The sequence below is a fragment of the Helcobacillus sp. ACRRO genome, from assembly GCF_022347125.1.
GTDB classification, from domain to species: Bacteria; Actinomycetota; Actinomycetes; order Actinomycetales; family Dermabacteraceae; genus Helcobacillus; species Helcobacillus massiliensis.
In genome coordinates this window covers 60,031-83,910 of sequence record NZ_JAKRNG010000006.1, presented here as the reverse complement: position 1 = coordinate 83,910, position 23,880 = coordinate 60,031, and the positions used below count along the sequence as shown (strand labels likewise).

Sequence of the window (23,880 nt, the reverse complement as noted above, 5' to 3'; positions counted from 1 at the left end):
CCGCACCCGGGGCGGTGCGGGATGCTCAGTCGAGGCGGCTGCGGATCGCGTCCAGCAGCGACGGCACAGCGCGCTCCAGGCGCGCCACCATCTCATCGAACGCCGGATCATCCTCGTACCACGGGTCCGGCACGTCCAGGTCACTGCCGGTGGCGCCCTCCGGCATCGCCGGATCGAACGCTCCCCACATCCGAACCTCGGTGCCTGCGCACAGCTCCGGCGCCGCCTCCACCTGCCGCTGCAGGGTTTCGCGATGGTTCAGGGTCATCGCCAGCACCAGATCCCACTGGGCGAGCTCATTGACGTGCACCGTTCGCGCCGCGTGCAGGTCCGCGCGGTGACCGGCCCGCTGAAGAGCCGCGGCGGTCCGATCATCCATCGGCATGCCCTCGGCCTCCCAGGTGGTGCCGGCGGACCCGACCTCGACACTGTCGGACAGCCCTGCCTCATCGACCGCGGCTGCGAGCACGGCGGCAGCGGCCGGCGACCGGCACACGTTCGCCGTGCACACGGTGAGGACCCGGAACCTGTTCATCCGGTCATTGTTCCAGACGCCCCGCCGCCGCGCGACGCCCCAAGTCCCGGCGGTGTTGCCTCGGCGTCCCTCCCCGGTCGACCCGGCGCCGTCCGGTGTTCACGGAGTCGATGCCCAAAAGAGACCCTGCCGGCCCTGGAACTCCTGGTGCTCGCGGACTTCTCCCGTACACTGGCTGGGATACGAGAGACCAGCACGAACACCAGGAAGGCCGCCCATGCCGGAGATCATTCACGCCCAGGACACCGACTGGCCGCGGGTCCGCGAGATCCGACTGCGCGCTCTCAGCGCCGACCCCTACGCCTTCGGCCAGTCCTGGGAGACCGAATCCGCCTACCCCGACTCGGTGTGGCAGGAGCGCGTCGCCGAATCGGCATGGTTCCTCGCCCTCGAAGAGGGTGACCCGATCGGCGTTGTCACCACCCGCCACGAAGCGGACTCCCCCGAGGAGGAGCGCGAACTGCAGGCTATGTGGGTGCAGGCCGACTTCCGCAAGTCCGGTGTCGCCCGTGAGCTCGCCGACTCCGTGTTCGAGTGGGCTGCGAACGACGGCGCCTCGGTGGTGACGCTGTACGTGTCGCCGTCGAACCCGGCGGTGAAGATGTACGAGGCACTCGGCTTCACCGACACCGGTGACCGCTGGACCGTCTCGGAGGACGACCCGAAGTCCGCGTGGATCAAGATGGCCCGCCCCCTCTGATCCGTCTGCCTGAGAGAACGCCGCCCCGACCATCACGATGACGCCCACCCCTGTTCCCGCTGACGGCGCCGGTGAGGTCCGCCCCTTCTGGGCCGCCCGCCTGGAGGACGCGAAGAACCGCGTGGTCGGTCGTGTGCTCGATCGCGCCGGGTTCGAACCGCGCCTGCAGCCGTACGACGGCTACGGGTCCCTCACACAGGTGCGGATCCTCGGGAAGGTCCTGTACGGCCGCGCCGGCACCGGCGCCGACCACCACGACCAACCGGTGCAGGACATGCGCGGTCTCGCGGTGCGCGGCTTCCGCAACTTCCTCGGCCAGCCGATGGCGCACCACGCGGTCGAGATCGATCTGCCGACGGTGTCCGGCGTGGAGACGGTCACCGTCGTGGCGGACCGCTCCGGCATCATCGACGCCACCCTCCCCGCCGAACTGGAGCCGGGCATCCACGAGATCCGGATGCGGTCGGCGCACCCGTCGGCTGCCCCGAAGGGCTCCCACCAGACGCAGCGTCCCGCCCTGCGGGACAACACCGTCACCACCACCATCACGGTGATCGACGACTCCCAGCAGCGCCTCGGCGTGGTCTCCGACATCGACGACACCGTCATGGTGACGCTGCTGCCGCGCCCTCTGCTCGCCGCCTGGAACGCGTTCGTGGTGCAGCAGACCGCGCGCCGCGTGGTGCCCGGCATGCCGGTGCTGTACCAGCTGCTGCGCCGCACCTATTCGATCTCGCAGGGCGATGACCGCGGCCCCGGTGCCGGGTCCGTGCCCGGCATCGGCGCAACCACGCCCGGCACCCGCCTGCCGTTCGTGTATCTGTCCACCGGGGCGTGGAACGTGGCACCGGTGCTGGCGCGCTTCCTGTTCAAGAACGGCTACCCGGTGGGCCCGCTGCTGCTGACCGACTGGGGCCCCACCAACACCGGGTTCTTCCGGTCCGGTTCGCAGCACAAGCGCCGATCGCTGGCGAATCTGGCGGAGATGTTCCCGACCATGCAGTGGATCCTCATCGGTGACGACGGCCAGCACGACCCCGAGACGTATTCCCACTTCGTGGCGACCCACCCGGACCACGTGAAGGCCGTGCTGATCCGCGAACTGTCCACCGACCAGCACCAGCTCGCCGAGGGCGGGCGGCACCCGCTGCGCGCCGTCGGTGCCGCGGGCCGTTCACTGCTGTCGCTCATTCCGAAGCTGCCGCACCCCTCGGCGATGCGCGCCCAGATCCGCGACGACGCCCAGGACGGCGCCGATCATGCCGATGATCAGCAGCGCGCAGAGGACCACCACACCCTGCACGGCACCAGCGAGGTGACGGCCGAGGCCCGCGCCGCAGAGGACGCCGGTGATGGCCGCTCCCCCGAAGCCCAGCCCACCGACGAGGCCCGCGGCGTCCTCGCTGAGCGCCGGATCCCGTGGATCAGCTCCGCGACCGGATTCGGGCTGGTGACGCGCCTGCGCGACCGGGGTCTGCTGCCGGACGGCAGGACGGAGAAGTGATGGCGGGGACCGCCGGCGCGGGCGAGCAGCCCCGCGGCCGCATCGTGCCCGCCGAGGTGAGCGACGCCGACGCCATCGCCTCGATGGTGGTGCGCGCCTATCGGCTGCAGCTCGAGGGCTCCTGGACCACCGAGCAGGGCCTCGTGGAGGGCGACCGCACCAACGCCGAGGAGGTCCGTGCCCTCATCGCCGATCCCACCATGCACCTGCTCCTGGCGCGCGGCTACCGCTGGCGGGCCGGCGAGGAGGCCCGCGCCGACGGGGCCGCGGCCGAATCCGCGACGACCGGCGCGAGGGCGGATTCGATCGACGGCTGCATCATGCTGGAGATGCACCCCGGCCACGACATGCCGGAGCTCGGCCTGTTCGCGGTGGACCCGTCGGCCCAGGGGCACGGCATCGGCCGCGCCCTCGTCACCGCCCTGGAGGACGAGGCCCGCCGACGCGGCTTCCCCGGCGTGGTGCTGAACATCCTCGACCACCGACCCGAACTGCAGGCCTGGTACGAGCGGCTCGGCTTCACCACCACCGGCAAGCGCACGGCGTTCCCGCCCGCCCTCGGCGCGAACCGCCCCCTCGTGGACGGCCTGCACTTCAACGAGATGGCGAAGCGGTTCACAGAACCGACTGGATGAAGTCCTTCAGCCGCTCTGAGCGCGGAGCGTCGATCAGCTGACGCGCCGGCCCCTGCTCCACGATCTGACCGTCGTCCATGAACACGAGCGAATCGGCGACCTCGCGGGCGAAACCGATCTCGTGCGTCACCACGATCATCGTCAGGCCCTGCTGCGCGAGGTCCTTCAGCACCTGCAGCACCTCCGCCACCAGCTCCGGATCGAGCGCCGAGGTGGGCTCATCGAACAGCATCACCTCCGGCTCCATCGCCAGCGCACGCGCAATCGCCACCCGCTGCTGCTGACCACCGGACAGCTCGCTCGGGTAATGATCGGCCCGCTCAGCCAGGCCCACACGAGCCAAGAGGTCGCGGGCCTGCGCCTGCGCCTGGGCCTTCGGCATGCCCTTCACGTGCACCGGCGCCTCCATCACGTTCTGCAGGGCAGTGCGGTGCGGGAACAGGTCGAAGCGCTGGAACACCATGCCGATGCGGGAGCGCTGCGCGTCGATCTCCTTCGGCTTCAGACGCTGCAGGCGCCCGTCGGCCAGCGGCTGCTCACGGTAGCCCTGCAGCACGCCGTCCACGTAGACGGCGCCGGCCGTGGGGATCTCCAACTGGTTGACGCACCGCAGCAGAGTGGACTTGCCGGAGCCGGACGGGCCGATCAGGACGGTCACCTCGCCCTCGCGGACCGTCAGGTCGCAGCCCTTGAGGACATGCAGGGAGCCGAACTCCTTGTGGACGCCGCGCAGCTCCACCAGGGGGCGCTGCTGCGGCTCGGACGCAGCGGGGGTGTTGGGATTCTCAGTCATCACAGCTCCACCTGGGGCAGGGGGTCCTTCGGGGTCGTCTTCGCGCGGTTGATGTTCTTCTGCCGCGAGCGGGAGGGGGCACGGTCATCGAAGCCGCGGCCGAAGTACCGCTCCAGGTAGAACTGGCCCACCATCAGCACACTGGTGACCGCGAGGTACCAGAGGGCCGCCACGATCAGCAGCGGGATCGGCTTGAACAGCATGGTGGAGATCGAGTTCGAGGCGAACGTCAGGTCCAGGGTGAACGGCACCGCCAGCACCAGTGAGGTGGTCTTCAGCATGCCGATCGTCTCGTTGCCGAGCGGCGGGATGATCACCCGCATCGCCTGCGGCACGATGATGCGCCGCAGGATCAGCGAGTTCGACATCCCCAGCGCCTTCGACGCCTCGGTCTGCCCCCGGTTCACCGACCCCAGGCCCGCGCGGACGATCTCCGCGAGGTACGCGCCTTCGTTCAGGCCGAGGCCGAGGACGGCGGCGAGGAACCCGGTGAAGTAGTCGCGGGTGGAGAACGAGAACAGCTCCGGCCCGAACGGCACACCCACCGCGATCTTCGGCACGATCACCGTGAACAGGCCCCAGAACACCAGCTGCGTGTACACGGGGGTGCCGCGGAACACAAAGATGTACACCCAGCTCACCAGGCGCAGCACCGGGTTATCGGAGCGGCGCATGACCGCGGCGATCAGCGCCACCACGGTGCCCAGCAGCATCGAGGTGAACGTCAGCAGCAGCGTCCAGCCCACGCCCTGGATGATCTTCACATCCAGGATGTACTGCACCACGATGCCCCATTCGAACACGGGGTTGGTGATGAGGAAGTTGATCAGTCCGGCGGCGATCAGTGCGACGATCACCGCCGCGATCCAGGTGCCGGGGCGGGCTGCTTCGCGGGCGCGGATACGGCCGGGGATCGCGTCGGCGGTCCCGGCGCGATCAGCGGGCGCCTGCTCGGGGGTGGTCATGCGGTGGTCACTTCCAGTCGGTGGCGGGTCGGGAGGCTGCGGGCCGGTGGTGCGGCCCCGGGCGGTGCATAGTCATCCGGCGTCTGCGGGGTTGATCTCGGCGGTGTCGATCATGCCGGACTCCGTGCCCCACGCCTGCATGATGCGCAGCATGTGCCCGGAGTCGATGAGGTGCTGCACGGCGGCTCGTACCGCTTCGGCGAACTCCGGCTCCGACTTCGCCACGGCGATCCCGTTCAGCGCCGACTCCTGAATGTCCCCGATCTGCTCCAGGGTGCCGCGGGAGCGGGCGATGGCGTAGGAGGTGACGGGGGAGTCGGCGATGAGGATGTCCGCCTTCTTCCCGGCCACGTTGGTGACCGCGTCGTTGTTGGACTCGTAGGCGAGGATGCGGAGCCCGTCGGCGCCGGCATCGCGGCACTCCTGGTCCGCGGCGCGCACCAGCTCCTCCTGGTACGTGCCCACCTGGACCGCGGGGGTGGTGCCGCACAGGGCCGACGGATCAATGCGGTAGGGGTTGCCGGTCGCGACCGCGTAGGAGATGCCGGCTTCGAAGTAGGAGATCATGCTGACTGCGGCGAGGCGCTCGGCGTTGATGGTGAAGCCGGACATGCCGAGGTCGTACTTCGACCCGATCGCGGGGATGATCTGGGCGAACACGGCGTTGTCGGTGCGGGTTCCCATGCCGAGGACTCGGCCGATGGCGTTGAAGACGTCGATGTCGTAGCCGACGGGTTCGCCGTTGGAGAGGAACTCACCGGGCGCGTAGTTCGCGGCGCAGCCGTTGACGAGGGTCCCCTTGGAGCGGATGTGCTCCGGAACGAGGGCCGCGATCTCGGGGACCTCGGCGATGGGGCTGAGGTCCACCTCGGGAACGGCGTTGGTCTCCTTCGCGAGGGTGACGGAGGCGGTGGTGCAGCCGGTGACGGCCCCGGCGGCGGGCAGGCCGACGGCGGCGCCGATCAGGCCGCGCATGAGGGCGCGGCGCGATGGGGACGCACCGGTGATGGTGGGGTGGGGCACCGCTTCGCTCCTGCCGAGATCGCCACATAGTCATTCACTTGGTGGCATAGTTTTTCGTTACGTCGGCAGTCTATGCAGTGCGCGCCCCGATCAGGCGATGTCGCGGGCCGCAGAGCGACCGGATTCACGTCCGCTGAACAGGCACCCGCCCAGGAACGTCCCCTCGAGCGCTTTCAGTCCGTGCATGCCGCCACCGCCGAACCCGCTCGCCTCGCCGGCGGCGTAGAGCCCGCTGATCACGGCCCCGTCGGCCCCCAGCACGCGCCCGCCCAGATCGGTCTCCAGACCTCCGAGGGTCTTGCGCAGCAGGGTGTGCAGGCGGATCGCGATCAGCGGGCCGGCCGACGCATCCAGCAGGCGGTGCGGGGACGCGGTGCGCACGAGCCGATCCCCCAGGAATCGACGCGCACCCCGGATCGCCACCACCTGCGGATCCTTCGCATACGGATTCACCATCTGGTTGTCGCGCTCATGAACGGCGGCGGTGATCGCGGCGCGGTCCAGGGGCCCGTCGTTCAGCGGCTCCATCAGGTCCATCAGCTCCTCCAGGCCGGTGGCCTGCACGAAGTCCTCCCCGCGGTCGAGGAACGCCTGCACCGGGTCGGGTGCGCCGGGCCTGATGCGCTGGGCGACCTTCGCCCAGGACTTCCCGGTGATGTCCGGGTTCTGTTCGCTGCCGGACAGTGCGATCTCCTTCTCCGCAATGGCACGGGTCATGATGAACCAGGAGTGCTCACCGCCCCGGGTGCGCAGCTGGCGCAGCGTGGCAAGGGTGTCGAAGCCGGGGTAGGCGGGCGCGTCGAGCCGGTGGCCGGTGTGGTCGAGCCAGAGGGCGCTGGGGCCGGGCAGGATGCGGATGCCGTGGCCGGGCCAGATCGGGTTCCAGTTGCGGACCCCCTCGGTGTAGTGCCACATCCGCTGCTTGTTGATCCAGTGCGCGCCGGCGGCCTCCGCGACCTGCAGGCCGGAGCCGTCCACGTAGGCGGGCACGCCGATCACGGGGTCACGGGGCATGTCTGCGAGGTCCGCGGGCCACATGGCGCGCACCAGGTCCGGGTTTCCGCCGATGCCGCCGGTGGCGAGGACGACCGCGTCCGCGCGGGCGGTGAACTCGCCGATGACCTCGCGGGTGCTGGCCGCGCCGCGGCGGGAAGGGTCGGCCGCAAGGACGGACCCTGCCGCGCCGAGGACCCGTCGGCCGGAGACCTCCAGGTGCTCCACCCGGTGCCGGTGGGCGAAGCGGATGCGGCCGGTCTCCCGGTGCTGACGGACGCGCCGTTCGAACGGCTCTACGATGCCCTCGCCGGTGCCCCAGGTGATGTGGAAGCGGGGCACGGAGTTGCCGTGCCCCGAGGCGGAGGTGCCGCCGCGCTCCGCCCACCCGATCACGGGGAAGATGCGGTGGCCCATCTGGCGCAGCCAGGCGCGCTTCTCACCGTGCGCGAAGTGCAGGTACGCCTCGGCCCACTGCCGAGGACGGACATCATGCGTCGCGGCGGTGAACTGCGCGGACCCCATCCAGTCCTGGTGGGCGAGCTCCGGGCTGTCGCGCACGCCGAGGCGCCGCTGTTCGGGAGTGTCGATCATGAACAGGCCGCCGAAGGACCAGAACGCCTGCCCGCCGAGGTCCTGCTCGCCCTCCTGGTCGAGGAGGACCACGCTGCGGCCGGCGTCGGCGAGCTCAGCGGCGGCGGCGAGGCCGGCGAGGCCATGGCCGATGACCAGGGCGTCGGCGGTGAGCTCGCGCAGCGGGGCTCTGGCTGGGCGGTGGGGCACGGTGCTCTCCTGTCAACGGGGCGGGCGGCGCAGGAGGCCGGCGCGGGCCGACGGCGCGCCCAATCGGGACTTTGGTCGCGATCTGAGGGCCGCACATGGCCTGAGCAGGCGGTTTCGCCGACTGATCGGTGCGAAGCGCTCGACACGACCGCCCCGCCGGTGTGGGATGGGTGACACAGATTATCGTCGATCTCGCCCCACAGCGTGAATGGCGTCCCCGATTTCGGACATTGCGGTCGAATGAGGGGGTACGGGCGGTCGGCTCTGCCAGGATCGACACAACGCCCATCGATCCGCTTCTGAAGCGAGAGCACCATGAACAGTACGCACCCCGGCACAGCGCGCAACGCCCATAACCGTGTCACGCGGTTCATCCTGCTCGCTGACGAGCCACGGATCCTCGCCGATTTCTACGCCCGAGTGTTCGGCTGGACCTTCGAGGACTGGTCCGAGTTCTCGACCGTCCCCTGTCTCGGTGTGCGCACCGGCAGCGGCACCTCCGGGGTCGACGGAGTCCTCATCCCCCGGCACGACCTGTTCAAGACCCAGTCCGAGCCCGAAGACGCCATCGACTTCTCGCACCTGATGATCGCTGTGGAGAGCATTCAGGAGACGATGCGCATCGCAATCCGAAACGGGGCCGTCCCCGATGGGGATCTGGTCGACGTGGAACCGTTCCCGCGGGGCCAGCGCCTGCGCGACCCGGACGGCAACGGTCTCATCCTGGTTGAGGGAGCGGACCTGTGATGACCCACTATCTGCCGTGCTCGGAGCACGCCTCGCACACCTGTGAATGCCCTCCCCGGCCCGCTCCCAGGCCGAACAGCTCCATCAACCGCGTGGCCCGCTTCCACCTCTCCGCACACGATCTCGACCGGCTCAGCGCGTTCTACACCGCCCTGTTCAACTGGCGTTTCGAGGACTGGACGGAGTGGTACGGCAGCCCCCTCTACGGCATCACCACCGGCCCCGGCTCCCCCGGGATCGACGGCGTCGCCCAGCAGCGCCCCGCCCGCGCCATGACGCAGCAGCCGTACAACCGGCATAAGGGGTGGAACTTCCCGCAGTTCGTGATCGGGGTGCACGACCTCGACGCCGCCTCCGACGCCGTCACCCGCCACGGCGGCGAACTGGTGGGCGGTGTGGTCCACCTGGCGCTGTGCAGCCGTGGCCAGCGGTTCTTCGACACCGAAGGCAACCTGCTCGCCCTCGCCGAAGGCGACCTCCTCTGAGCTGACGCTCAGTCGGCTTCGTCGTCGTCGCGGTTGCCCTCGGAGTCGGTGCCGATGCTGACCTGCAGCACCCCATCCACTTCCATCAGCGGCGCCATCAGGTGCTGCTGCGGCCGCTGGCCGTGGAACTGGATGTCCATGTCGATGCGCCGACCGTTCGGATCATCGATGCGGCGCGAGCAGATGATGGAGGAGGAGAACCCCATGTCGGTCGCCGTGGCGAGCACATCCCGCAGAACGCCCTCACCGTCGCGGTAGGAGACGAACAGCTGGCGCTTCCGGTCCGGGTCCGGGATCCGCTTCACAATCGGCGCGACCACGAACAGGGTGAACAGGTGCAGGAACGTCACCACGGCGGCGAGGCTGAGCATGCCGGCGCCGCACGCCATGCCGACCGCGGCGGACACCCACACGGTCGCGGCGGTGGTCAGGCCGCGCACCACGTTGCGGCCCTTGAAGATCACGCCGGCGCCGAGGAAGCCGATGCCGGACACGATCTGCGCTGAGATGCGCGACGGGTCCAGCGTCACATCATTGCCCAGCACCATCGCGAAGCCGTACGCGGAGATCAGCGTGAACGCGCACGAGCCCATTCCCACCAGCACGTTCGTGCGGTAGCCCGCAGCCTTCTGCCGCACCTGCCGCTCAATGCCGATCAGGGAGCAGAAGAAGAACGAGGCCAGCACCAGCTGCACCTCGATGAGGCTGGTGCTGTTGGTGAATCCGACCAGTGACTGCACGGCTCAGTCCCCTTCCGGTGCGCGGCCCGGACCGGCTCCGGGCGTCGGGATCCCACCGGCCGACGGGTCCTCGACGCTGCCGGGCACCGCGGCCGCGGCGGTGTCACCGGCCGGCCCGTGGTCGGGCTCCTCGGCGGCCTCCTGCTCGTCGAGGTCAACGGCGGGCGCTTCGAACTGCGAGCGGTGCAGCTGTGAGTATGCCCCACCGGCGGCCATCAGGGAGTCGTGGTCGCCCTGCTCCACGATGTTACCGTGCTCCATCACCAGGATCAGGTCCGCGTCGCGGATCGTCGAGAGCCGGTGCGCGATCACGAACGCGGTGCGCCCCGACCGCAGACGGCTCATCGCCTCCTGCACCAGGACCTCCGTGCGCGTGTCCACGCTCGAGGTGGCTTCGTCGAGGATCAGCAGCTCGGGCTCTGCGAGGAACGCCCTCGCGATCGTCAGCAGCTGCTTCTCCCCCGCAGAGACGGTGGTTCCCTCATCCTCCAGGACGGAGTCATACCCGCCGGGCATCTGCATGATGAACTCGTGCGCGCACGCCGCCTTCGCCGCGGCCTCCACCTCGGCGTCGGTCGCATCCAGGCGGCCGTAGCGGATGTTCTCCCGCACGGTGCCGCCGAACAGCCACGTGTCCTGCAGGACCATCGCGGTGCGCGAGCGCAGGTCCGCGCGGGTCAGGGCGCGGGTGTCCACGCCGTCCAACAGGATCCGGCCCGCATCCACTTCGTAGAACCGCATCAGGAGGTTCACGAGCGTCGTCTTGCCGGCACCCGTCGGCCCCACGATTGCGACCGTGGTGCCCGGCTCCGCCGTCAGCGACAGGTCCGTGATCAGGGGGCGGTCCTTCGCGTACGAGAACGCAACATGCTGGAACTCGACCCGGCCGCGGCCCACCTGGTCGGCGGGGGCAGTGTCGGCGTCCAGGGCGGTGACCGCAGTGGAGCCCGTCGGCCCCTCCCCCGCCTCGGCGCCGGTGGCCGACGGGGCAGGCGCAGCCGGCGCGGACACCGCAGCGCGGGCAGCGAGTTCGGCGGTGGCGGCGTCGCTGATCTCATCGGGCTCGTCGAGCAGGTCGAACACGCGCTCCGCGGAGGCGACACCGGACTGCAGCATCGTCGCCATCGACGCCAGCTGGCTCAGCGGCTGCGTGAACTGCCGCGAGTACTGGATGAACGCCTGCACATCACCGAGGGTGAGCTGGCCGCTCACAACGCGCAGACCGCCCACCACAGCGACGGCGACATAGGACAGGTTCCCCGCGAACATCATCAGCGGCATGATCAGCGACGACACGAACTGGGCGCCGAAGCTGGCGCGGAACAGCTCCGCGTTCTCCCGCTCGAACTCGTCGGCGATCTGCTTCTCCCGGCCGAACACGGACACCACGTCATGGCCGGAGAACGCCTCCTCCACCTCGCCGTTGACCTTGCCGGTCGCATCCCACTGCTCAGCGAACAGCTTCTGGGCGCGCTTGCCCACCACCGCGGTGATCACACCGGCCAGCGGGATCACGATCATCGCGATCAGAGTCAGCAGCGGGGAGATCCACAGCATCATCGCGATCGTGCCGATCACCGTCAGCAGGCTCGTGACGATGCCGCCGATGGTCTGGATGAGGGTCTGCTGGATGTTGTCGATGTCGTTGGTGACGCGCGAGAGCACATCACCGCGCGAGGTGCGGTCGAAGTACGACAGCGGCAGCGAGTGGATCTTCTCCTCCGTCTGCCGGCGCAGGCGCTTCACCACGCGCAGCGCCACCCGCACCAGGAGGATGCCCTGCAGCCAGTTCAGCACCGCGGACACCGCATACAGGGCCGTCACCAGGCCGAGCACCGCCCACAGAGCGGAGAAGTCGATGCCGTGGCCCGGGTTCAGCTCCATGCCGCCGAGCATGTCCGCGAACTTCTCGTTGCCCGCGGCGCGGGCCTGCTCGATCACCTGCTGCTTCGTGGTGCCCGGCGGCAGGTGCTTGGAGATCACACCGGAGAAGATGATGTCCGTGGCGCGGCCGAGGATCTTCGGGCCCACCACCGCGAGCGCGACCGACGCGACCGCGGTGATGATCGCGGCGATCAGCATGGGGCGCTCCGGCCGCATCTGTCCGAGCAGCCGCTTCGCCGAGGGGAGGAAGTTCTTCGACTTCTGGCCCGGGCGCAGGCCCCGCGTCGTGTCCTTCTCGTCGGCGCTCATGCGCGCACCTCTTCGCTCTCGCCTGCGCCGTCGATCCCGCCCTGGGATTCGACGATCTCTCGGTATGTGGCGCTGCCGGCCATGAGCTCCTCGTGGGTGCCGCGGCCCACCACTTCGCCGTGGTCCAGCACCAGGATGAGGTCCGCGTCCACGATGGTGGAGACGCGCTGCGCCACGATCACCACCAGCGCGTCCCGCGTCTCCGGTTCGAGGGCCGCCCGCAGGCGCGCATCCGTGCTCAGGTCCAGCGCGGAGAACGAGTCGTCGAACAGGTAGATCGGGGGCCGGCCCACCAGCGCCCGCGCGATCGACAGGCGCTGCCGCTGCCCACCGGACACGTTCGTGCCGCCCTGGGAGATCGGCGAGTCCAGCTGCTGCGGCATCGCCGCCACGAAGTCCCGAGCCTGCGCCACGGTGAGCGCATGCCAGATGTCCTCGTCGGTTGTGCCGTCGCGGCCGAAGCCGACGGTGGAGCGCACAGTCCCGGAGAACAGGTACGGGCGCTGCGGGACGTACCCGAAGGCGCGGTCCATCATCGCGGGGTCGGCGCGGCGAACATCCACGCCGTTGATGCGGACGGCGCCGGAGGTGACGTCGAACGCGCGGGTGATGGCGCCGAGCAGGGTGCTCTTGCCGGCGCCGGTGCCGCCGATGATCGCGACCGTCTGTCCGCCGTGGGCGGTGAAGGAGACGCGGTTCAGCACGGGGCGGTCGGCGCCGTCGAAGGTGTAGGAGACGTCGTCGAACTCGAGGGTGACCCGGTCCGCGGGGCGGGCCCCGTCGGCGGGGCCGGATCCGTCGGCCTGGCGGGTCCCGTCGGCCGGGTCGAGGGGGCGTTCGATCTCGTCGGCCGACGGCAGATGCACCGTCGGTTCGGTGTGCAGCACCTCCGTGATGCGCTCCGCGGACACCATCGCCCGCGGAATCATCATCGTCATGAAGGTCGCCATCATCACCGCGATGAGGATCTGGATCAGGTACGCGATGAACGCGGTGATCGACCCGATCTGCATCTCCCCGCGGTCCACGGGGCCGGCCGCCGCCGCCAGCACCACCACGGAGGAGAACGACAGCAGGAACATGATGGTCGGCTGGATCAGCACCATCAGGTTGCCCACCTGCTTGTTCACCCGGTCATAGCGGAGGTTCGCTTCCTCGAACCGGGAGCGCTCATAGTCCTCGCGGACGAATGCGCGCAGCGGGCGGATGCCCGTGATCTGTTCGCGCAGCACGAGGTTGATCTCGTCGATCCGCTCCTGCATCTGCCGGAACAGCGGCACGCTCTTCCACACGATGCCGCCGATCACGACCAGCATCACCGGCACCATCACCGCGATCAGCCACGCGAGCCCGGGCTCCTGGTTCAGCGCCAGCACCACGCCGCCGATGCCGGTGATCGGGGCCTGCACGATGAAGTTCAGGCCGAAGAACACGAGCATCTGCACCTGCTGCGCATCGTTCGTGGACCGCGTGATCAGCGACGCCGTGGAGAAGGAGCCCATCTCACGGCGGGAGAACCCCTGCACCCGGTGGAACACCGCGGAGCGCAGGTCCCGGCCCACGCTCATGCCGACGCGGGCGGCGCACCAATTGGCCGCCACCATCGCGAGGATGTTCACCACCGTGACGGCCAGCATCCAGCCGCCGAGGCGCCAAATGGTGGGGACATCGCCCTGGGCGATGCCGTCGTCGATGATGTCCGCGTTGATCGTGGGCAGGTACAGGGCCGCCAGCACAGCGACCAGCTGCAGGACGATGACGGCGATGACGAAGGAGAGGTACAGACGGGCGTGCGCTGCGATGAGTCGGACGAGCGTCATGACGCTGATTCTATTCTGTGCACCGCGATACTGTACGCCCCCGGCAGCGGAACCCGGGCTCCTGTCCTGCTCCTGCGGGCGCTACTGTGGTGCAGTGAGCAAATCAGCCCAGCGCCTCGTGATCCTGATCTGCGCCCTCGCCCTCGTGGTGCCGGTGGGCCTCGTCGGCTTCTCCAACCTGAACGGCGGCGCGGACCCGTCGGGCGAGCAGAACCCGTCGGCCCCCGCTGACCCGAGCGGCTCCGGCCAGGGCGGGCGGGCCGGCCAGCAGGACCCCAGTGCCGACCCGAACGCCGGCCGGAAGAAGGTCGACCCGGCGTCCCAGCCGAAGCCGACCGCCACGAAGAAGCCCGCCGCGCCCGCCGCCATGTCGCAGCCCACCGACGCCGGCGCCCTCGCCACCACCGACTACCTCTTCGCCGCCTATCCGCCGATGATCGCCACCGGCGACGTCTCCCAGTGGGGCGAGATCATCGCCCCCGAATGCAAGGAATGCGGCGCCTTCATGCAGAACTCCGCGCAGCTGCACCAGGCGGGCGGCTGGGTTGTGGGCGGCGACATCACCCTCACCGACCCGAAGGCCGAAGTGAAGAAAGCCGACGGGGACCCCACCGCCTCCCACACCGCGACGGTCACATCGCCGTTCACGGAGAAGAAGTCCATCCTCATCGACGACCCGCAGTACGAGGGCCACGTGAACCCCGGCTCGAAGGGCGAGGTCACGGTGTCGCTGAAGTACTCCACCGAGAAGAAGGCCTGGAAGGTCACCGGCATCGCGCTGAAGTGACCCGGCGGGTCAGGCGCGGCGGTACAGGAACAGGTCCGTGCGGTACGGAATGCCGACCATGGAGCCGGGTTCGTGGCCCAGGTGGTCGTGGATGTACCAGTCGAGGTTGCTGAGCACCCGCGCCCGGCGCTCCTCCCCCGCCGTCGCCGTATAGCTGCGGGTCAGAGCGAGCCGGATCATCTCGTCGGTGCTGCGCGGATCCTCCCAGGTGATGACGTGCTGGCCCGTCAGTGTGAGCCCCGGGCCGACCTCGGGGCGGAAGCCCTCGCGCAGGATGTCCCCGGCGTGCATGATCCGGGAGTAGCGGTGCACCCACGGGATCGTCACGTCGAGGGTGTTCCAGATCAGGCCGAGCGTGCCGCCGGCCGCGAGGGTCCGCAGGACCTCCCCGGTCGCTTCGGCCGAGTCGAACCAGTGCCATGCCTGCGCGGCGACCACGAGATCGGCGGACGCGTCCGGCAGGCCCGTGGCCTCGGCTGGGGCGGTGACGCGGGTGAGGGCGGGACGGTCAGAGTGGGCCGGGGAGGCGGGGCCGGGTGCCGGGTCGGAGATGAGCTCAAGCATCGCCGCGCTCGGATCCACCGCCGTCACGGACCAGCCGCGGTTCAGGAGGGCGGTGGTGAGTTTGCCGGTGCCGGCGCCGAGGTCGACCGCGCGCTTTGCGGGGTCCAGGGCTGGGCCGGCGGCTCGGGAAGGGTCTGGGGCGGCGGCCGGGCTCGGGCTCAGCGCCGGGCTTTCAGCGGCTCGGGAAGAGTCTGGGGCGGTGGCGTCGAGGAGGTCGAGGGCCGCGTCCGGATAGCCGGGGCGCAGCGCATCGTAGGCGGCGCCCTGCGTCAGGTACGCCTCGGCGAGTTCGCGTTTGCGGGCATCGGTGAGCTTCGGTGCGGCGCGGCGGGAGATCGGCGGGGCAGGCCTCGGTGACTCACGCTCAGACATGCCAACAGTATTCCGCATGCCAGGGTCGTCCGCGCCCGCGCCCCCCCGGCCCAGGGGATGCCCGGTTCCTGCCCTCCCGTCCCGGCCCAGGGGGTGCCCGGTTCCTGCCCTCCCGTCCCGGCCGAAGGGGCGGGCGAGAGGCGCGAAGCTGGCGTGAGAAGAGCGGCCGTGCACTTTCCGACCGAAAAACCCCTGCAGCGCGGGATTCAGCGCGTTGGAGGGCGATTATGGTCGGAAAGTGCACACGGTCCGTGGCCCGGGCACCGTGACCCGCCCAGGGCAAGGTCAGGAAGGAGGGGGCCGGAACGAAAAGAGGACCCCACGGGGCCGGGATCAGCGCGGGGCGTGGGGAGGTCACGCGAGATGGGAGCGGAGCTGTTCAACCCTCTGCAGACGTTCCAGGCCATACTTTCCGCGCGCCTCCACCACCAGCTCACAGACGCCTTCTACCAGTGCCAACATCGGCACCAAGGTATCGGAAGGCCCAGCAGCCTTTACTGACGCCGTCAACAGCCGCTCTGCAAAAGCGGAGATCGGCGACAACCACGGATCCGTCAGGAGAACCACCGTGATCCCTTGTCCATGGGCCGCCTCGGCAAGCTTGGCAAGTTCAGGGTCGTAACGACGAACATCCGCAACGACGAGGACTCCCCGATCAGCAGCGTCCGCCATCTCCGTTGACGACAGAATCACATGAGGCTCCAGCACCCGAGCGTTCCTCCGCACTGGCGCCAATTGGGCAATCAGCGTTCGTGTCACCGCACCTGAATACGCACCCCCCACGGCGAGCAGGGGCCGTCCCTCGTCCGCCAACAGGCCAACAACGGCTTCGAGCTCAGCCGGATCATTGTCCGCAAAGGTGCTGGTTATGCCCGTCAAGTAGGCATCTCGCGCATGGTCAAAAGTGGTCCGCTCGCCCCCTCGAGCTTCAGCCTGCGAGAGGTTGGACTGGTTCTTCACTGCCAATTCCTCGCGCAACGCGCGCTGCAAACTGCGAAAACCGTCGAAGCCGAGGTGACGAGCAAAGCGGACCACTGTCGGAGCGGACACCTTCGCGTGAGCTGCCAAACTCGCCACCGTGTCCAACCCCAACGTTGGGTACGCGGCAAGCAGCGCGCGAGCGATGCTGCGCTCTGACGGTGTCAGATCCGGCATCACGCTCCGGATATGTTCAGCAACGCTACGGGTGCTGCTTCCGGCGGCGCCGTCCTCGCTGGCACCCGTCATAGCGCCGTCACTTGCGCCCATTCGCTTCTCCTCCTGCCTGCACAACGTGCCTTCGAGGGTACCGGTCCCGTCCCCGCATCCCCGCCGACCAGACTCCGAAATATTCATGACACCACTAGCCATCGTCCGGCACTTTATGTAACCTGCACTACACTCACGAACGCGGACCCCATCGGCAGGGCAGTCATCGCCCCCGCCGTCCATCGGAAAGGCCCTCACCATGTCCGAATCCGTCAGCGCTCACCGAGAGCGTCCAACAACCCGAACAACTGCGCCTCATGCATCATCGGTAAGTCCCCAGACGTCAGAAACAGGCAAGGAAGGCCAACTCTCCACACGCCGAAAGCTCTCTCTGCTCGAGGTCTCCGCCATCTCCATCGGCTTCATGGGGCCGGTCATGGCTATGAGCCTCAACGGAATCGGAGTCTCGGGTCTTGTGGGCAAAGGTGTCCCCTTCACGTTCGTGGTGTCCTTCATCGGAACACTGCTCGTCGCCTATGCATTCATTCGGCTCACTCGCTACGTCACCCATGCCGGCTCCGTGTACGCACTCGCAGGAGTCACCCTTGGACCACGTGCTGGGTTCTTCGGCGGCTTCGCCCTGCTCGGCACATACCTGTTCTTCGCCGCCTGCATCGCCGGCGCATGTGCGGTTTTCTTCGAGGCCATGCTGTCCGAGCTCGGCCTGCATCTTCCTGCCGGAGCCTGGATCGTCGTCCCGATCATCGTCGCGGTGTTCGTGGCACTGCTCAACATCCGCGAATCCGCAGTGACTGCCCGCACACTGTTGGCTATCGGGTTCGTCGGCATCATTGCAATGCTCATTCTCTCCGTGGTGATTGTGACGCGTGTCGGTTCCGGAAGTGCTCCGGTCACAACCGGCGTCGATCTGTCCACCTTGTTGCCCGGAAGTGCTTCCCTCACCGCGGTCATGACAGCGTCCGTATTCGGCTTTCTGTCCTGGGCGGGCTTTGAGTCCGGCACCTCGCTCGCAGAAGAGACGAACGACCCCAAACGAACCGTGCCCAAGGCCCTACTGCTGGCTGTGGTGATCGCCGGTGCGATCTACACGTTCGTCATGTTCGCCCAGACAATCGGCTATGGCACTGATGCAGCCGGAATCGAGAAGTTCTCCGGCGCAGCCTCCACGCTCACTGAGCTCTCCGCGACCTACATCGGCTCGTGGTACGCCGTCCTCATCAGCGTCACCGCTTTCTTCGTTGCATTCGCATCGCTGCTGTCATCCACCGCTGCGGCCTCAAGGCTGCTGTTCGCTCTCGCCCGTGACGGCTTCGGGCCCACCGTATTCGCCCGCACAAACGCCCGGACCGGGGTCCCCACGATCGCCGTGCTGTCCGTCGTCGTCCTCACCGTCGTCCTCGCGGCCGCACTTGCAGCCATCGGAGCCACCGCGGTGGATGTCTACTACTGGTACGCCACCATCGCCACTCTGTGCATGGTTGTTGCATATGCCATGACGTCGGTCGGCATCATCAAGTACGCCATCACCTCAGGAACTCGCATCCCCGCATGGGAGGTCATCGTCCCCGTACTTGGCCTCGCATTCCTTGTGTGGGTCTACGCGGTTCAGATCATCGGCCAAGAGGCCCCATACACATGGTTCCCTTGGATCGCCGGTGCCTGGTGCCTCTTCGGCCTCATCATTGTCATCGCCCAGCCGCGTCTCGCTGATCGCATCGGTGAGCGCCTCACCCAGGAGGATCTCGAATGAACCCCGCACACCACACCCCGGCCGACGGTCTGAACACCCCCGGTGGAGCACTCGCCCCCGAGGTGCGCCCCCGCCCCGGCGAACTCGTATTCCTCGCTGTCAGCGACCTATCCGGCATCACCAAGGGGCGCGCTGTCAGAGCCGAAGACTTCGATGAGACATCGTCCGTGGGATGGGTACCGGCCAACCTCGGCATCGGGCCCCTCGGCGAGATCGTCCACGGACTGCCCTACGGTTCTACTGGCGACTGCCGCCTTCGTCCCGACTACGCCTCAGCCGTCCGGATCACCGACATCCCCGGCCAGGAGCCTCACACCCTCGTCTTCACCGACATCGTTGAAACTGACGGATCGCCGTGGGCCGGAGACTCCCGCACGTTCCTGCGTGACACGGTGAAGATGCTCGAGGACGAATTCGGGTTGACCGTCACCGCCGCATTCGAGCACGAATTCACGGACCTGGGGGATGATTCCCCCACCCATCCGTTCTCCCTCGCCGCGCACCGATCACTCGAACCCATCGGTTCTCAGATCATGAACGCGCTCGACAAAATGGGTGCGGAACCGGAGAACTGGCTGCCGGAGTACGCCCCCCATCAGTTCGAAGTGACCGTCCGCCCAACGGATGCGGTCTCTGCAGCTGATCGTGCCGTGCTCGTCCGAGACACCGTTGGTGCCGTTTTTGCCGGCCACCACCGCGATGTCACCTTCTCCCCTCTGCCTAAAGCAGGTGCAGGCGGCTCCGGGGTTCACGTGCACTTCGGTCTCACCACGCTCGATGGCGACCCGGTTGTCTACGACCCCTCCCGCCCCGGCCGCGTGTCGGAAAAAGCCGCCAAGTTCGCGGCAGGAATCCTTCACCATGCACCCGGCATGACTGCCATCTTCGCGCCCCTGGTGATCTCCGGTGAGCGGCTCCGCCCGGATAACTGGTCCACGGCTCGGGCGTTCATGGGGCTGCAGAACCGCGAAGCGCTGCTGCGCATCACGCCCACGAATGAAATGGAAGGCCGGGACCCCGCGCCCCAGCTGCACTTCGAATTCCGAGGCGGCGATATCGGCGCCAACCCCTACCTGTTGCTCGGGTCGATCCTCCGCGCAGGAATCGCTGGTCTGCGTGAGGACATGGATCCCGCACAGGTCGTGCAGGGAGATCTGGACCTCGAAGGGGAGCACAAGGATCTGCCGCAGCTGCCTGAAGATCTGCCGGAGGCACTCGCTGCGTTCCAGGCCGATAGCGAGGTGTCATCATGGTTCACCCCGGAACTCGTGCAGTCGTACCTGGCGATCAAGGAGCATGAGATCGAGACGTTCAAGGACACGTCTATGGAAGAGCGCTGCAAGCGGTACGCCGAAATCTTCTGACTCCACACAACTGGCGGTGGCACGGCTTCTCCTCCGGTGGTCGCCCCGTATCCCAACCATCTGAAAGGAGCGTTCTCCATGACACCCTCTGCGCTGAGGCACAGGACGTCCGCCTCCGAATGGATCGGCTCGATCCCTCTAGTCGACCATCACTGCCACGGAATCCTTGCTACACCAGCGAACCGCAGTCGGTTCGAGGACCTGATCACAGAGTCGGACGGCCACGCGCCGCGGGGAACAACCATGTTCGACACCCAGCTTGGGTTCGCCATCCGTCGCCACTGCGCGCCACTGCTCGACGCTGAACCCTTCTGCTCACCCGACGAATACATTGAGGCGCGGTCCGCTCTGTCTGCCGACGAAGTTGGTCGACGGCTGCTGCGCCCGTCCGGATTCGAGACCCTGTTGATCGAGACCGGCCACCGAGGGGACGAGATCCTCGGTCCAGCACACATGGGCGCGACAGCGAACGCGGGCTACGCCGAGGTTGTTCGCCTGGAGGTGCTCGCCGAAGAGCTGGTCGAAGCCGGTGTGCATCCCAGCGGGTTCGTCGACGAGTATGCGCGAGTCTTGGACGAACGCCTGCGCACAGCGGTTGGAGCGAAGACGATCGCTGCATATCGGACCGGGTTGGACTTCGACCCATCGCGTCCCACCCATGCTGACGTTGCACGCGCCGTTGGCGCATGGATCGATCGAATCAGCAATTACCCCGGGTCGATTCGCCTCGAGGACCCTGTCATCATCCGACACCTGATTTGGAGCGCGATTGATCGTGCTGTACCGATCCAGTTCCACGTTGGGTACGGCGACCCCGATGTGGATCTTCATCGCTGCAACCCTCTGCTGCTCACCGACCTGCTGCGCGCCACCCGCGGGTCCGGTTCGGACATTCTGCTTCTGCACTGCTACCCATTTCATCGAGAAGCCGGCTACCTGGCCCACTGCTTTGAACACGTGTATTGCGACGTCGGCCTGGCCATCAATTACACCGGTTCCCAATCCGCACAGATCATCGCCGAATCATTGGAGCTCACTCCGTTCCACAAGGCGCTGTTCTCGTCGGATGCCTGGGGAGCAGCGGAGTTGTATCACCTCGGCGCGCTCCTGTTCCGCCGCGGGCTGGCTGAGGCACTCGACGACTGGGCACGCCGAGATCAGTGGCCGATCGCCGAACAGCAAAGAGTGGCCCAGATGATCTCACGGGACAACGCCCGTCGCGTTTACAGGCTCGATCAGCTCCCAAGCGCGACGCTCCCATCCTCAACAGCCCACCCCTCGACCCCCTCAACTCACGGAGCATCGGATTGACCTCGACAGACAGCCCCGCCGATTCGACACGAACCACGCTCACCAGGATCGCTGGCGAGTTACGTTCCCGTCTGGACGAACAGCTCTCTGACGCAGCTGCCCTGCGCCGGCGCATCCATTCCGACCCCCGCATTTCCGGCATGGAATACGACACTCGCGACATCCTCGTTTCGGAGCTCGCGGGGATCCTCCAATTCGACGAAGTCGCATCCGCTGGAGCGATAGGCCGGATCGGCCCTGACGGCCCCGCGGTCGGAATCCGCGCTGAGCTCGATGCGCTCCCGGTCCACGAAAGCACCGGCGTCGAATTCGCTGCCAGCAACGGCGCCATGCATGCATGCGGCCATGACGTTCATCAAGCCGCCCTTGTCGCACTCATCCGTGCTGCAGCGCAGGTGGATCTGCCCGTCGCGATCGGTGCTGTCCTCCAGCCGAGAGAGGAGACATATCCTTCTGGTGCATTGGACATCGTCGAAGAAAAAGCTCTGGAGAAGATCAATGTCACCCACATGATCGCTGCTCACGTTCACCCAGGAGTTCTGGCGGGCACCATCGCGGTGGGCGCGGGTTACATCAACGCAGCCGCAGATGAGATCAACATCGTCCTCAGGGGTCGTGGCGGGCACGGCGCCTATCCTCACACCGCGGCCGACCCGGTGACCGCGATCGCCCAGCTCGCGATCGGACTGCCAGAAGCTGTCCGCAGAACTGTTGATCCGATGTCGCCAGCTCTTCTGAGCGTAGGCACTCTCCGCGCTGGCGACAGCGCGGCTAACGTTCTTCCCTCAGAGGCGTACCTGCGCGCCACAATGCGCACCACGTCAAACGAGCAGCGCATCGACCTGTTCGAAGCCGTCCGGCAGATGGCCGAAGGCACCGCTGCCGCCTATGGACTATCGGCGGATATCAGCCGTGATTCTGGTGAACCGGTCCTGACAAACCATAAGGAGCTCGCAGAAGGGGCCGAAGCCTGGTTGGGAGCGATGGGTCATGACATTGCGGAGCCGATGCGGTCACTCGGTGCTGACGACTTCTCCTACTTCTGCTCAGTGATGCCGTCTCTGATGACCTTCGTCGGGGTGGAAGTCGAGGGGTGCTCTCCCGCGCCGTCGCTGCACGATCCTCGATTTCTCCCCACGGAGAGGGCGATCAAAGACGTCGCTCATGCCATGCTGGCCGGTTATCTCGCTGGCGCCGAGCGCATTCTGAACGAGCAGGTGGACGAGGAGATCAACAGATGACGACGACTGCACACAACGGCTCCGCGGCAGGAGACCTGGCCGCACGTGACGCCGATGTCATCGCGGGAGTTGAGAAGCTGCGCTTCTTCCCCTTGACGATTGCCGGCGGAAACGGCAGTGAGGTCACCGACGCTGACGGGCGCACGCTTCTTGATTTCTCTGCCGCGTGGACAGCTGTCGGCCTGGGGCACGGAAACGCGGCGGTCGCCGATGCGGTCAGAGATGCGCTGGCCAGCGGGTGCAGCGCCTCCATCCTGTCCGCCACACACGAACGTGCAGTGCTCCTCGCGGAGCGACTGCTGCAGATGATTCCTGGAAAGCCAGACCGACGCGTCTACCTTGGGCATGCAGGGACAGACGCGAATGATGTCGCACTGCGGGGGTGCCGCCGTGCGACCGGGCGCCAAGGGGTGATCGCCTTTTCCAACGGCTATCACGGCGGACTCGGCCTTGCACAAGGGGTCTCAGGCATACATGTCGAATCCGGCGGAGCCGATGCCGCTGCCGATTCTGTGCTTCTGACGTACCCGTCGGCCGCGCTCACCGACTCGGAGGCACGCACGCACATCGATCAGATTAGGCGCCATCTGCAGACCCAGACCATCGCCGCAGTGATCGTGGAGCCGATCCAATCCGATGGTGGAATCATCATGCCGCACCCTGAGTTCCTGCCCGCACTTCGGCAGATGTGCACAGAAACTGGAACGCTCCTAGTGTGTGACGAGGTCAAAGCCGGTCTTGGGCGGACTGGCCGCCTGTTGGCCATCGAGCACAACGGTGTCCAGCCTGATGTGGTGACGCTCGGCAAAGCTCTCGGCGCCGGCCTCCCGTTGTCAGCGGTGGTCGGGCCCGCATCTGTTCTTGATGAACCCGCGGCTTCCGCGTTGATGACCACCACCGGTAACGGTGCATCATGTGCCGCCGGGTTGGTGGTCCTGGATGAACTGGACGACGGCTCGATCATCGACAACGCAGCCGCGATGGGTGAAGTACTGACCGCCCTGATCAATCAACTGCGCGCCAGCGACCGCCCAGGTGCACGGCTCATCGACGAGGTCCGGGGCCGAGGATTGATGCAGGGCCTCCAACTGTTGCCAAACGGCACCGATGATGCTCTGACGACCTCCGCAAAGGCGGCGTTTCGCGCATTTGAGCTTGGACTCGTCGTCTATCCCGTCGGTGATGGTGCCCTCGAGCTCACACCGCCGCTGACTATCTCACGGGGCGAGTGTGTTCGCGGCATGAAACTGCTCGCGCAGGCGCTGGACGATGTCGCTGAGGGGGCGGTGAGCGACGCCGACATCGCTCCTTACGCCGGTTGGTGAGGTCGGTTCGACCTGCGCCATCGGGCCCCAATACCGACCCC

21 protein-coding genes are annotated in these 23,880 nt (G+C 67.5%); 11 read left to right on the top strand and 10 right to left on the bottom strand.

All coding sequences use genetic code 11. The annotated features are described in order from the left end of the window. Nucleotides 1-25: 25 nt before the first annotated feature. Nucleotides 26-535: a protein tyrosine phosphatase gene (locus MHY20_RS03645; protein WP_183376442.1), complete on the bottom strand. Its 510-nt coding sequence runs from the start codon at nucleotides 533-535 to the stop codon at nucleotides 26-28. A gap of 217 nt (nucleotides 536-752) precedes the next feature. On the opposite strand from MHY20_RS03645, the gene MHY20_RS03640 reads away from it, so the two are divergent. Genes MHY20_RS03640 through MHY20_RS03630 form a run of 3 tightly spaced genes read left to right on the top strand, consistent with a single transcriptional unit; the run spans nucleotide 753 to nucleotide 3,374 of the window. Then, nucleotides 753-1,235 (top strand): GNAT family N-acetyltransferase, encoded by a 483-nt coding sequence (locus MHY20_RS03640; protein ID WP_183376440.1) that lies wholly within the window; start codon nucleotides 753-755, stop codon nucleotides 1,233-1,235. Nucleotides 1,236-1,272: 37 nt separating this feature from the next. Beyond that, nucleotides 1,273-2,739: a phosphatase domain-containing protein gene (locus tag MHY20_RS03635; protein WP_239374879.1), complete on the top strand. Its 1,467-nt coding sequence runs from the start codon at nucleotides 1,273-1,275 to the stop codon at nucleotides 2,737-2,739. Continuing rightward, nucleotides 2,739-3,374, top strand: coding sequence for a GNAT family N-acetyltransferase (locus MHY20_RS03630; protein ID WP_239374876.1), 636 nt, complete (start codon nucleotides 2,739-2,741; stop codon nucleotides 3,372-3,374). Before MHY20_RS03635 ends, MHY20_RS03630 begins: the two co-directional genes overlap by 1 nt. On the opposite strand, the gene MHY20_RS03625 is transcribed toward MHY20_RS03630, so the two are convergent. The 4 genes from MHY20_RS03625 to MHY20_RS03610 all read right to left on the bottom strand — a co-directional run bounded on the left by MHY20_RS03625 (nucleotide 3,355) and on the right by MHY20_RS03610 (nucleotide 7,931). Beyond that, nucleotides 3,355-4,167, bottom strand: coding sequence for an amino acid ABC transporter ATP-binding protein (locus tag MHY20_RS03625; RefSeq protein WP_275436503.1), 813 nt, complete (start codon nucleotides 4,165-4,167; stop codon nucleotides 3,355-3,357). The genes MHY20_RS03630 and MHY20_RS03625 overlap by 20 nt on opposite strands. After that, a complete protein-coding gene (locus MHY20_RS03620) occupies nucleotides 4,167-5,132 on the bottom strand; it encodes an amino acid ABC transporter permease (protein WP_239374873.1) in 966 nt (321 codons plus the stop codon). The genes MHY20_RS03625 and MHY20_RS03620 overlap by 1 nt, the downstream gene beginning before the upstream one ends. A gap of 72 nt (nucleotides 5,133-5,204) precedes the next feature. Continuing rightward, complete coding sequence (locus MHY20_RS03615) at nucleotides 5,205-6,155, bottom strand: ABC transporter substrate-binding protein (protein ID WP_239374870.1); 951 nt, start codon at nucleotides 6,153-6,155, stop codon at nucleotides 5,205-5,207. A gap of 90 nt (nucleotides 6,156-6,245) precedes the next feature. Continuing rightward, on the bottom strand, nucleotides 6,246-7,931 hold the full coding sequence (locus MHY20_RS03610; RefSeq protein ID WP_239374867.1) for an FAD-binding dehydrogenase: 1,686 nt from the start codon (nucleotides 7,929-7,931) through the stop codon (nucleotides 6,246-6,248). Between the two features lie 315 nt (nucleotides 7,932-8,246). Here MHY20_RS03610 and MHY20_RS03605 point away from each other — a divergent pair, with 315 nt between their 5' ends. Together MHY20_RS03605 and MHY20_RS03600 are read left to right on the top strand one after the other, a co-directional pair. After that, nucleotides 8,247-8,678 (top strand): VOC family protein, encoded by a 432-nt coding sequence (locus MHY20_RS03605; protein WP_239374864.1) that lies wholly within the window; start codon nucleotides 8,247-8,249, stop codon nucleotides 8,676-8,678. A gap of 92 nt (nucleotides 8,679-8,770) precedes the next feature. Beyond that, a complete protein-coding gene (locus tag MHY20_RS03600) occupies nucleotides 8,771-9,163 on the top strand; it encodes a VOC family protein (protein ID WP_239374861.1) in 393 nt (130 codons plus the stop codon). 8 nt (nucleotides 9,164-9,171) lie between these two features. Here the strand turns inward: MHY20_RS03600 and MHY20_RS03595 are convergent, their stop codons facing one another. From MHY20_RS03595 to MHY20_RS03585, 3 genes are read right to left on the bottom strand one after another with little or no spacing between them, the layout of a single operon-like run. Then, nucleotides 9,172-9,903, bottom strand: a complete 732-nt coding sequence (locus MHY20_RS03595) for an MgtC/SapB family protein (protein WP_239374858.1) — start codon at nucleotides 9,901-9,903, stop codon at nucleotides 9,172-9,174. A 3-nt stretch (nucleotides 9,904-9,906) separates the two neighbouring features. Beyond that, on the bottom strand, nucleotides 9,907-12,096 hold the full coding sequence (locus tag MHY20_RS03590; protein WP_239374856.1) for an ABC transporter ATP-binding protein: 2,190 nt from the start codon (nucleotides 12,094-12,096) through the stop codon (nucleotides 9,907-9,909). Beyond that, nucleotides 12,093-13,916 (bottom strand): ABC transporter ATP-binding protein, encoded by a 1,824-nt coding sequence (locus tag MHY20_RS03585; RefSeq protein ID WP_239374854.1) that lies wholly within the window; start codon nucleotides 13,914-13,916, stop codon nucleotides 12,093-12,095. The genes MHY20_RS03590 and MHY20_RS03585 overlap by 4 nt, the downstream gene beginning before the upstream one ends. 94 nt (nucleotides 13,917-14,010) lie before the next feature. On the opposite strand from MHY20_RS03585, the gene MHY20_RS03580 reads away from it, so the two are divergent. Continuing rightward, nucleotides 14,011-14,703, top strand: coding sequence for a DUF6318 family protein (locus MHY20_RS03580; RefSeq protein ID WP_239374852.1), 693 nt, complete (start codon nucleotides 14,011-14,013; stop codon nucleotides 14,701-14,703). A gap of 9 nt (nucleotides 14,704-14,712) precedes the next feature. On the opposite strand, the gene MHY20_RS03575 is transcribed toward MHY20_RS03580, so the two are convergent. Beyond that, the gene (locus MHY20_RS03575; protein WP_239374850.1) at nucleotides 14,713-15,639 is read right to left on the bottom strand and encodes a class I SAM-dependent methyltransferase; all 927 of its coding nucleotides are present in this window, start codon (nucleotides 15,637-15,639) and stop codon (nucleotides 14,713-14,715) included. A 354-nt stretch (nucleotides 15,640-15,993) separates the two neighbouring features. After that, nucleotides 15,994-16,887, bottom strand: coding sequence for a MurR/RpiR family transcriptional regulator (locus tag MHY20_RS03570; RefSeq protein ID WP_183376428.1), 894 nt, complete (start codon nucleotides 16,885-16,887; stop codon nucleotides 15,994-15,996). A gap of 199 nt (nucleotides 16,888-17,086) precedes the next feature. Between MHY20_RS03570 and MHY20_RS03565 the strand changes: the two genes are divergently transcribed. From MHY20_RS03565 to MHY20_RS03545, 5 genes are all read left to right on the top strand, one after another. Continuing rightward, nucleotides 17,087-18,598, top strand: coding sequence for an APC family permease (locus MHY20_RS03565; protein ID WP_275436500.1), 1,512 nt, complete (start codon nucleotides 17,087-17,089; stop codon nucleotides 18,596-18,598). A 62-nt stretch (nucleotides 18,599-18,660) separates the two neighbouring features. Next, nucleotides 18,661-19,962, top strand: a complete 1,302-nt coding sequence (locus MHY20_RS03560; protein WP_239374846.1) for a glutamine synthetase family protein — start codon at nucleotides 18,661-18,663, stop codon at nucleotides 19,960-19,962. Nucleotides 19,963-20,205: 243 nt separating this feature from the next. After that, on the top strand, nucleotides 20,206-21,273 hold the full coding sequence (locus MHY20_RS03555) for an amidohydrolase family protein (protein ID WP_239374844.1): 1,068 nt from the start codon (nucleotides 20,206-20,208) through the stop codon (nucleotides 21,271-21,273). After that, nucleotides 21,270-22,514: an amidohydrolase gene (locus MHY20_RS03550; RefSeq protein ID WP_239374841.1), complete on the top strand. Its 1,245-nt coding sequence runs from the start codon at nucleotides 21,270-21,272 to the stop codon at nucleotides 22,512-22,514. The genes MHY20_RS03555 and MHY20_RS03550 overlap by 4 nt, the downstream gene beginning before the upstream one ends. Next, nucleotides 22,511-23,839, top strand: a complete 1,329-nt coding sequence (locus tag MHY20_RS03545; protein ID WP_239374839.1) for an aspartate aminotransferase family protein — start codon at nucleotides 22,511-22,513, stop codon at nucleotides 23,837-23,839. The genes MHY20_RS03550 and MHY20_RS03545 overlap by 4 nt, the downstream gene beginning before the upstream one ends. Nucleotides 23,840-23,880 lie beyond the last annotated feature (41 nt).

Excerpts from the sequence above, each read along its gene's own strand:
- MHY20_RS03645 (WP_183376442.1), bottom strand. The coding sequence starts at position 535 with ATGAACAGGTTCCGGGTCCTCACCGTGTGCACGGCGAACGTGTGCCGG.
- MHY20_RS03630 (WP_239374876.1), top strand. The coding sequence starts at position 2,739 with ATGGCGGGGACCGCCGGCGCGGGCGAGCAGCCCCGCGGCCGCATCGTG.
- MHY20_RS03565 (WP_275436500.1), top strand. The coding sequence starts at position 17,087 with ATGTCCGAATCCGTCAGCGCTCACCGAGAGCGTCCAACAACCCGAACA.
- MHY20_RS03640 (WP_183376440.1), top strand. The coding sequence starts at position 753 with ATGCCGGAGATCATTCACGCCCAGGACACCGACTGGCCGCGGGTCCGC.
- MHY20_RS03575 (WP_239374850.1), bottom strand. The coding sequence starts at position 15,639 with ATGTCTGAGCGTGAGTCACCGAGGCCTGCCCCGCCGATCTCCCGCCGC.
- MHY20_RS03590 (WP_239374856.1), bottom strand. The coding sequence starts at position 12,096 with ATGAGCGCCGACGAGAAGGACACGACGCGGGGCCTGCGCCCGGGCCAG.
- MHY20_RS03545 (WP_239374839.1), top strand. The coding sequence starts at position 22,511 with ATGACGACGACTGCACACAACGGCTCCGCGGCAGGAGACCTGGCCGCA.
- MHY20_RS03570 (WP_183376428.1), bottom strand. The coding sequence starts at position 16,887 with ATGGGCGCAAGTGACGGCGCTATGACGGGTGCCAGCGAGGACGGCGCC.
- MHY20_RS03635 (WP_239374879.1), top strand. The coding sequence starts at position 1,273 with ATGACGCCCACCCCTGTTCCCGCTGACGGCGCCGGTGAGGTCCGCCCC.
- MHY20_RS03620 (WP_239374873.1), bottom strand. The coding sequence starts at position 5,132 with ATGACCACCCCCGAGCAGGCGCCCGCTGATCGCGCCGGGACCGCCGAC.
- MHY20_RS03585 (WP_239374854.1), bottom strand. The coding sequence starts at position 13,916 with ATGACGCTCGTCCGACTCATCGCAGCGCACGCCCGTCTGTACCTCTCC.
- MHY20_RS03605 (WP_239374864.1), top strand. The coding sequence starts at position 8,247 with ATGAACAGTACGCACCCCGGCACAGCGCGCAACGCCCATAACCGTGTC.
- MHY20_RS03625 (WP_275436503.1), bottom strand. The coding sequence starts at position 4,167 with ATGACTGAGAATCCCAACACCCCCGCTGCGTCCGAGCCGCAGCAGCGC.
- MHY20_RS03555 (WP_239374844.1), top strand. The coding sequence starts at position 20,206 with ATGTTCGACACCCAGCTTGGGTTCGCCATCCGTCGCCACTGCGCGCCA.